The organism is Vibrio sp. 1727 (genome assembly GCF_033344415.1).
GTDB classification, from domain to species: domain Bacteria; phylum Pseudomonadota; class Gammaproteobacteria; order Enterobacterales; family Vibrionaceae; genus Vibrio; species Vibrio alginolyticus.
Window position 1 is genome coordinate 1 of the sequence record NZ_JAWPOT010000576.1, and the last position, 544, is coordinate 544.

At 44.7% G+C, this 544-nt stretch carries 1 protein-coding gene; it reads left to right on the forward strand.

Translation table 11 applies throughout. The features are described from left to right. Positions 1-165 precede the first annotated feature (165 nt). A partial coding sequence (locus R8O10_RS27025) for an iron-containing alcohol dehydrogenase (RefSeq protein WP_318192200.1) occupies positions 166-544 on the forward strand: 379 nt, incomplete at its 3' end.

Consider the following 544-nt stretch of genomic DNA (forward strand, 5'->3'; position numbering starts at 1 on the left):
GTGGTGGTCACTGTAGGAAAGAAAACATCCCCATTTTGTTTCTTAATTAGCTCAATGAGTTAAAGGAAGAAAAGGTAAACGACTCGATTGCGAATTTGTGAAGCCGCAAAGAAGAGTTGCCTGAAAATCTACTAGACTAAATGCTCCAACTCAAAAGGAATTTGTATGTTGAAACATTGTTTGTATCGCAGTTACACCAAAGGGCTAAAAATCGCAGCGCATGTGCTGCCACTTCCACGGCCGACGTTGTTTTCTGGTTCGGGAGCCGTATCTGAGTTGTTGGAGGCGATATCTGATCTAGGCTTTCGACGTTTGTTGCTAGTGACCGATGAGGGATTAGTTCGAATAGGTATGGTAGGTAAAGTCTTGGAGCAAACGCAGAGGTTGGGTTTACAGGTGGGCGTGTTTTCTGAAGTAAAACCAGACCCAACTTACGATCAAGTGGAAGATGGATTACGTGTTTACAACGCCTCTCAATCGGAAGCCATTTTGGCGTTAGGTGGCGGATCTGCCATTGACTGTGCAAAAGTGATTGCTGCAAGAG